Source organism: Bradyrhizobium forestalis (assembly GCF_002795245.1).
GTDB classification, from domain to species: domain Bacteria; phylum Pseudomonadota; class Alphaproteobacteria; order Rhizobiales; family Xanthobacteraceae; genus Bradyrhizobium; species Bradyrhizobium forestalis.
This window is the reverse complement of record NZ_PGVG01000031.1, coordinates 81,501-88,895: the sequence shown is the minus strand read 5'-3', so window position 1 is coordinate 88,895 and position 7,395 is coordinate 81,501. Positions and strand designations below refer to the sequence as shown.

At 64.1% G+C, this 7,395-nt stretch carries 6 protein-coding genes; 4 read left to right on the top strand and 2 right to left on the bottom strand.

Translation table 11 applies throughout. From position 1 onward, the window contains the following. Positions 1 to 157 precede the first annotated feature (157 nt). Both CVM73_RS28945 and CVM73_RS28940 read right to left on the bottom strand, forming a co-directional pair. On the bottom strand, positions 158 to 1,468 hold the full coding sequence (locus CVM73_RS28945) for an ABC transporter substrate-binding protein (RefSeq protein ID WP_100235199.1): 1,311 nt from the start codon (positions 1,466 to 1,468) through the stop codon (positions 158 to 160). 162 nt (positions 1,469 to 1,630) lie between these two features. After that, positions 1,631 to 2,866: an SMP-30/gluconolactonase/LRE family protein gene (locus tag CVM73_RS28940; RefSeq protein WP_100235198.1), complete on the bottom strand. Its 1,236-nt coding sequence runs from the start codon at positions 2,864 to 2,866 to the stop codon at positions 1,631 to 1,633. 181 nt (positions 2,867 to 3,047) lie between these two features. Here CVM73_RS28940 and CVM73_RS28935 point away from each other — a divergent pair, with 181 nt between their 5' ends. From CVM73_RS28935 to CVM73_RS28920, 4 genes are all read left to right on the top strand, one after another. Continuing rightward, positions 3,048 to 3,317, top strand: coding sequence for a hypothetical protein (locus tag CVM73_RS28935; protein ID WP_100235197.1), 270 nt, complete (start codon positions 3,048 to 3,050; stop codon positions 3,315 to 3,317). 504 nt (positions 3,318 to 3,821) lie between these two features. Next, positions 3,822 to 5,384 (top strand): 2-isopropylmalate synthase, encoded by a 1,563-nt coding sequence (locus tag CVM73_RS28930; protein WP_100235196.1) that lies wholly within the window; start codon positions 3,822 to 3,824, stop codon positions 5,382 to 5,384. 182 nt (positions 5,385 to 5,566) lie between these two features. Continuing rightward, the gene (locus tag CVM73_RS28925) at positions 5,567 to 6,571 is read left to right on the top strand and encodes a TRAP transporter substrate-binding protein (RefSeq protein ID WP_100235195.1); all 1,005 of its coding nucleotides are present in this window, start codon (positions 5,567 to 5,569) and stop codon (positions 6,569 to 6,571) included. A 195-nt stretch (positions 6,572 to 6,766) separates the two neighbouring features. After that, positions 6,767 to 7,375: a Spy/CpxP family protein refolding chaperone gene (locus CVM73_RS28920; RefSeq protein WP_208639254.1), complete on the top strand. Its 609-nt coding sequence runs from the start codon at positions 6,767 to 6,769 to the stop codon at positions 7,373 to 7,375. Positions 7,376 to 7,395: the final 20 nt, after the last annotated feature.

Sequence of the window (7,395 nt, the reverse complement as noted above, 5' to 3'; positions counted from 1 at the left end):
CGGGGGCTGGACCGGCTACTCTAGCGACAAATCCAACGGCCCAATCACAATGCGCGATGGGCTCGAACGCTTCCGAGCCATCGCGCAAGGCTTCTTCCTTGCCGAAAATGTGTGCCCAAGCTAGCCCACAAGGGGGAGAGGGTGCATCGTCGTCGTCTCACGCCCCGTAGGTCGAGCCCTTCGGCAGCGGGAACACCGGGTCCTGCGTGCGGATGTTGGTCGGCCACACCACCGAGATGTGCTCGCCGGCGTTCTGCATCACCACCGGCGTCGAGCGCTCATTCTGGCCGGAGAGCGGCGTGCCCGGCGGGAAGAATTTCACACCATAGCCCTGGATGGTGCCGCCGGCGGGGATGTCGACGTCGAGCGCCGCCTTGCGAATGGCCTCGGGCTCGAAGCTGCCGTACTTCTCCTTGGCGACCGGCAGCACATTGTTGAGCAGCACCCAGGTCTGGTTGAAGCCCATCGAGCAGTGCGGCGGCACGTCGGTGACGCCGGTCTTGGCCTGGTAGCGCGAGACCATGGTCTTGATCAGATCGCCCATTCCAGGCGCGAGCTTGGCGGGATCGAGCAGCTGCGCCGGCACCGGATCGATGTTGCAGAAATTGTCGATATCGGCGCCGAAGGTCGCGCGCAGCTTGTCGAGCTGACTGTAGCCGGCGCCGGCCCCGAACAGCATCTTGAAGCGCAGGCCGCTCTCGCGCGCCTGGCGCAGGAACAGGGTGATATCAGGGTTGTAACCGGCATGCGAGATCACGTCGGCCTTGGCGCGCTTGATCTTGGTGACGAGCACCGACAGGTCCGGCGCCGAGGCCGAATAGCCCTCGCGCAGCACGACCTGGATGCCGGCCTGCTTGGCGTAGGCCTCGTCGGCCGAGGCAACGCCGACCCCATAGGGGCCGTCCTCGTGGATCAACGCGACCTTGACCTCCTTCGGGTCCATGCCGAGCTTGGCTTTCGCATGCTCGGTGATGAAGCTTGCAAAGGCCTGCCCGTATTGATCCGAATGGATCTGCGCGCGAAACACGTATTGCAGGTTCTTGTCCTTGAATACGGCGGTCGAGACCGCGGTCGTGATCCAGAGGATCTTCTTCTGTTGCTCGACCTTGGCCGCGAGTGGCACCGCATGCGAGCTCGCATAGACGCCGTTGAGGATGTCGATCTTCTCCTGGCTGATCAGGCGTTCGGCCTCGTTGATCGCAACGTCGGGCTTGCTCTGGGAATCCGCGGCGATTGGAGCAATCTTGGTCTTGCCGCCGATACCGCCTTTCTCGTTGACGAGATCGATCGCGATCTGCGCGCCGATCGACGAGGCGACCGAGCCGCCGGCGGCGAACGGGCCGGCGAGGTCGTAGATCAGGCCGATGCGCAAGGTCTCGGCTTGCGCCTGGGCCCGTGTCCAATCGAGGCTGAGTGCGGCGGCGGCAGCCGCCGATGTCTTCAGCAGCTGCCTGCGTGAAGTCGGCATCCTATCCTCCCTCAAAACCGTCTTATGATTGGTTGTTCTTTTTGCGAAGTATGGGGAGGGGGCGGGCGGAAAGTCAACATCGCCCAAGGTCGATAGCGAGACTGCCGACGCAGCTCCGCGCCGGCGACTTACGCCGGCGCTCTTGATCATCGACCGTGTGGCTCAACCCGGTCCGGCGCCTTGCGTCGCCGTATACACCGCGTAGAGCGACTGGCTCGCGGCCATGAACAGGCGGTTGCGCTTGGGGCCGCCGAAGCAGACGTTGCCGCACACTTCCGGCAGGCGGATGCGGCCGAGCAGCTTGCCCTCCGGCGACCACACCGTCACGCCGCTGTAGCCGACCGCGCGGCCGGCATTGCTGGAGGCCCAGAGATTGCCGTTGACGTCGCAGCGCAGGCCATCCGGTCCGCACTTCACGCCGTCGATCACGCAATCGCTGAACTTCTTGAGATTGGAGAGCTTGTTGTCGCTGCCGACGTCGAACACGAAGATCTCGCCCTTGCCGCCGGGACCGCTGTCGCCCGGCCCTTTGCCGGTGGAGGCAATGTAGAGCTTCTTGTAGTCGGGCGAGAAGCACAGCCCGTTCGGGTCGGGCACCTGGTCCTCGGTGACGACGAGGTCGAGGCGGCCCGAGGGATCGATACGATAGCAGTTGGTCGGCAGCTCGCGCTTGCCCGGCACGAAGCCGGCCGGCTGGCCGATCCGCGGATTGAGCTTGCCGGCCGCATTGCTCGGACCGCCCGCACCGTCGGGCTCGCCCTCGTAGAGCTGGCCGCCATAGGGCGGATCGGTGAACCAGTAGCTGCCGTCGGGATGCGCGGCGATGTCGTTCGGCGAGTTCAGCCGCTTGCCCTGATAGGAGTCGGCGAGCACCGTTGCGGTGCCGTCATGCTCGTAGCGCGTCACCCGCCGTGTCAAATGTTCGCAGGAGAGCTGGCGGCCCTGGAAGTCGAACGAGTTGCCGTTGCTGTTGTTGGAGGGGCTGCGGAATACGCTGACGCGGCCGTCGTCCTCGCTCCAGCGCATCTGCCGGTTGTTGGGAATGTCGCTCCACAGCAGATAGCGGCCCTGCGCGCTCCACGCCGGGCCTTCGGCCCACAGCACTCCGGTGTAGAGCCGCTTGATCGCGGTGTTGGGCTGCGCGAGATCGTTGAAGGACGGATCGACCGCGATGATGTCGGGGTCCCAGAAATAGGTGGTCGGCGCACCACGCGGGCTGAAATCGCGCGGCGGCGTCGTGATCGTCGTCGGTGGTGCTGCCGGTGCATTCTGCGCCAGTGCGGCGCCGGCCCCGGCGATCGTGGCTGCACTGATTGCGAGCCCCTGGACAAGTGTTCGTCGTGAAAGCGCAGCATCCCGGTCACGCTGCTCATCGTGACGAGCCTCTTGGCGTGTCATTCGCGTCCTCCCGATCTTGTTCGCTGGCCGGTTGATCCGGCGCTGCAGTGGGAGGTTAGTCCGGTCCGCTGTCGGTTGCGAGGGGCGGAATCGAAACTGCAGCGCGATCGCGGGTCGCAATTTCGTCACCTTCGAATGCGTTTGGATGGGAGGGCGCTGAACGGGGATAGAGCCGGAGCTCATTGTGCAAATTGTCGTCCTGGTCATCCTTCTCGCGATCGCATTTGCGGCGGGCTATTTCACGCGGGACTACGTCTCCCGGAAAAGGCGGGCGGAAGCACGCCGCTGGCGCGAATATACCCAGCCGGATTGGCTCTCTGCCAACGCGCCAGCTAACACCAACGAGATCGCGAAGGCCGGCACCGCTGCGCCCGCGGCCACCGGCGAGCTTGGCCAGATGCTGAACCGGTGGGAGAGCAGGGCGCGCGCCCGTCGCACCGGCACGGGTTAGGCCGGTCCCTCGCAAATCTGGTAGCCTGGATGGAGCGGAAGCGAAATCCAGGAGAAATCCAGGACAAGTGGTGTCCTTGCGCTTCGCTCCATGCGGGCAAAGTCCACGGCGAGGCAACCATCGACCTATTAGGTCATCTATGCTGACCATCTTTTGGCGTTGCAGTTGCAGCCGTTTCTCGTCTAGAAACTGAGCGCACTGAGCCCCTTGGCAACCAACCGTCAACGGTTTTGGCCGAGGATTTGTGGCTCAAAAGGGTCTGGCAATGCTGATTCGCGGCCAAATCGAGGGGATTTCGAGGGAGGTGGCTCTGGCCGCCGCCACGATCCCGGCCGCGTCGCTGCCCACCCTCCTTATTGGCGGCCTTCTTCTTACTTGCCCCTGAGGGCCGGCTGGGCGCCACGCGCCTGGGCGCTCAGGGGTTGGTCGAGATCACCGGACACCTCAAGCGCCAAGGGACCAAAACGCTCTGAACGGCGCAAACGCTCAAAAGGAAATTTAGGAATGGCCACCCAGAACAAGTCCGAGAAGGACCGCGTCATCATTTTCGACACCACGCTGCGCGACGGCGAGCAGTGCCCCGGCGCCACCATGACGTTCGAGGAAAAGCTCGAGGTCGCCGAGCTGCTGGACGATATGGGCGTCGACGTCATCGAGGCGGGCTTTCCGATCACCTCCGAAGGCGACTTCCAGGCGGTCAGCGAGATCGCCCGCCGCTCCAAGAACTCGGTGATCGCCGGCCTGTCGCGTGCCCATCCCGCTGACATCGATCGCTGCGCCGAGGCGGTGAAATTTGCCAAGCGCGGCCGCGTCCACACCGTGATCGCGACCTCGCCGCTGCATATGCGGGTGAAGCTGAACAAGACCCCGGAGCAGGTGATCGAGACATCGATCGCCATGGTCGCCCGTGCCCGCAACCAGATCGACGACGTCGAATGGTCGGCCGAGGATGGCACCCGCAGCGAGATGGATTTTCTCTGCCGCATCGTCGAAGCCGTGATCAAGGCCGGCGCCACCACGGTGAACATCCCCGACACCGTTGGCTACACGGTGCCGGAGGAATATACCCATTTCATGAAGACGCTGATCGAGCGCGTGCCGAATTCGGACAAGGCGGTGTTCTCCGTGCACTGCCATAACGATCTCGGCATGGCGGTTGCGAACTCGCTGGCCGGCATCGTCGGCGGCGCGCGCCAGGTCGAGTGCACCATCAACGGCATCGGCGAGCGCGCCGGCAACGCCGCGCTCGAAGAGATCGTGATGGCGATCAACGTCCGCAACGACAAATTCCCGTACTGGAACAAGATCGACACCACGCAGCTGACCCGCGCCTCGAAGCTGGTGTCGGCGGCAACCTCGTTTCCGGTACAGTACAACAAGGCCATCGTCGGCCGGAACGCCTTTGCGCATGAGAGCGGCATCCACCAGGACGGCGTGCTGAAGGACGCTTCCACCTACGAGATCATGCGCCCCGAGATGGTCGGCCTGAAGCAGTCCTCGCTGGTGCTCGGCAAGCATTCCGGCCGCCATGCCTTCGTGCACAAGCTGGAGGAGATGGGCTACAAGCTCGGCCCGAACCAGCTGGAAGATGCGTTTACGCGGATGAAGGCGCTCGCCGACCGCAAGAAGGATATCTACGACGAGGACATCGAGGCGCTGGTCGACGAGGAGATGGCGGCCTCGCACGACCGCATCAAGCTGACCTCGCTCACCGTGATCGCCGGCACCCATGGCCCGCAGCGCGCCACCATGAAGCTCGATGTCGACGGCCAGATCAAGATCGAGGAAGCCGAGGGCAACGGCCCGGTGGACGCGGTGTTCAACTGCATCAAGCGCCTGGTGCCCCATGAGGCCAAGCTGGAGCTGTACCAGGTCCACGCCGTCACCGAAGGTACCGACGCACAGGCGGAAGTCTCGGTGCGGCTGTCGCAGGACGGCCGCTCGATGACGGCCCGCGCGGCGGACCCGGATACGCTGGTGGCCTCGGCCAAGGCCTATCTCGGCGCGCTCAACAAGATCGTCATGAAGCGCCAGCGCGACACGGTGACGACCGCGGCGGCGAGCTGACATGCGAAGCTTGTCATTCCGGGTTCGATGCTCCGCATCGCCCCGGAATGACGGGATTCACCATGAATGGCTGCCCTGCTAAGGGCCAATAGCGGCTCCGCCTCCCAGCCGCTATTGATGCTGTCGGCATAACGATCGGTCACCCGCGCGCCGGGCGGCCAAAATAATTGCAGGGAGAGATCATGCGCACCTTCGCGATCGCCGCGTCCATTGCGGCACTGGCGCTCGGACTTGCCGGGCCGGCATCGGCGCAGTCGCCGATCATCATCAAATTCAGCCACGTCGTCGCCACCGACACGCCGAAGGGCAAGGGGGCGGAGAAATTCAAGGAGCTCGCCGAGAAGTACACCGGCGGCAAGGTCAAGGTCGAGGTCTACCCGAACTCGACGCTCTACAAGGACAAGGAAGAGCTCGAGGCGCTCCAGCTCGGCAGCGTGCAGATGCTGGCACCGTCCAACTCCAAGTTCGGGCCGCTCGGCATCCGAGAGTTCGAGGTGTTCGATCTGCCTTACATCCTGCCCGACCTGAAGACGCTGCGGAAGGTGACGGAAGGCCCGCTCGGCGCGCGGCTGCTCAAGCTCTTGGACTCCAAGGGCATCACCGGCCTTGCCTATTGGGACAACGGCTTCAAGCAGATGAGCGCAAACAAGAAGCTGATCGCGCCGGCCGACTATCAGGGCGTCAAGTTCCGCATCCAGTCCTCGCGCGTGCTGCAGGCCCAGTTCAAGGCGCTCGGCTCGCTGCCGCAGGTGATGGCGTTCTCGGAAGTCTACCAGGCGCTCCAGACCGGCGTGGTCGACGGCCAGGAGAACACCTGGTCGAACATCTATACCCAGAAGATGCATGAGGTGCAGAAGTACATCACCGAAACCAATCACGGTTACATCGGCTACGTCGTGATCGTGAACAAGAAGTTCTGGGACGATCTGCCGGCCGACATCCGCGACCAGCTGTCGAAGGCGATGAAGGAAGCGACCGACTTCAGCAACGCGCAGTCGCAAAAGGAGAACGACGACGCGCTGGCCGAGATCAAGAAGAGCGGCAAGAGCGAGATCATCAAGCTCACGGGCGAGCAGGACGAGGCGATGCGCAAGGCGATGGAGCCGGTCTACAAGGATGCCGCGGGCCGCGTCGGCCAGGCGCTGATCGACGAGTTCCTGAAGGAAGCGAAGAGCACGACGAACTGACCTGAACAGGTGATCAACGAAGGGCTTCCGCGTACTGCACGGAAGCCCTTTTGTTGCAAATCATTTCAGTTTGCATCTGAAGGGACATTCACGGCAGTTACATCTCCGTAACAACGTGCTCCCTGTCCAAGTTGTAAGTTGCGCGTCAGCCTCCTCGCGCCCATCCTCACGGGCATCCTTCCAGAGGAGGTCCGGATGAAGAAGTTCACCATCGCCGCCATCGCCGTGCTCAGCATCGCCGGCTCGGGCGCGGTCTATGCCCAATATCATCGCCCGTGGATGGAGCACGTCCGCCACATCCGCATGAACCCCGAGGACCGCGCCGCCTTCGTCGACGCGCGGATTGCCGCCGTCCATGTCGGCTTGAGGCTCAACGCCGATCAGGAGAAGCTGTGGCCGCCGGTCGAGGCTGCCGTGCGGGAGTTCGCCAAGCTGCGCATCGACCGCGCCAATGCGCGGATGAATGCCGGCCCAGGTGACACGTCGAGGGATGCCGACAAGCCGGAAGATCCGGTCGCCCGCCTGCGCCAGCGCGCCGAGGACATGGGTGCGACTTCGGCGGCCCTGAAGAAGATCGCCGATGCCGCCGATCCGCTCTACAAGACCCTGGACGAGGGCCAGAAACGGCGCCTCGCCGTGCTGACCCGGCACCGCGGCCCGTTCGGCGGCGGCGAGGACGGCCCGCGCCACCACCACTTCATGGAGCGCATGGACCGCATGATGGAACGGGGCATGGACCACTTCCACCATGACCGCTTCGACCGTGACGGCGGCGAGGGCCGGGACCGCGAGGGCCGGCTCTGAGCGGGTCGGATTTTTGCGAC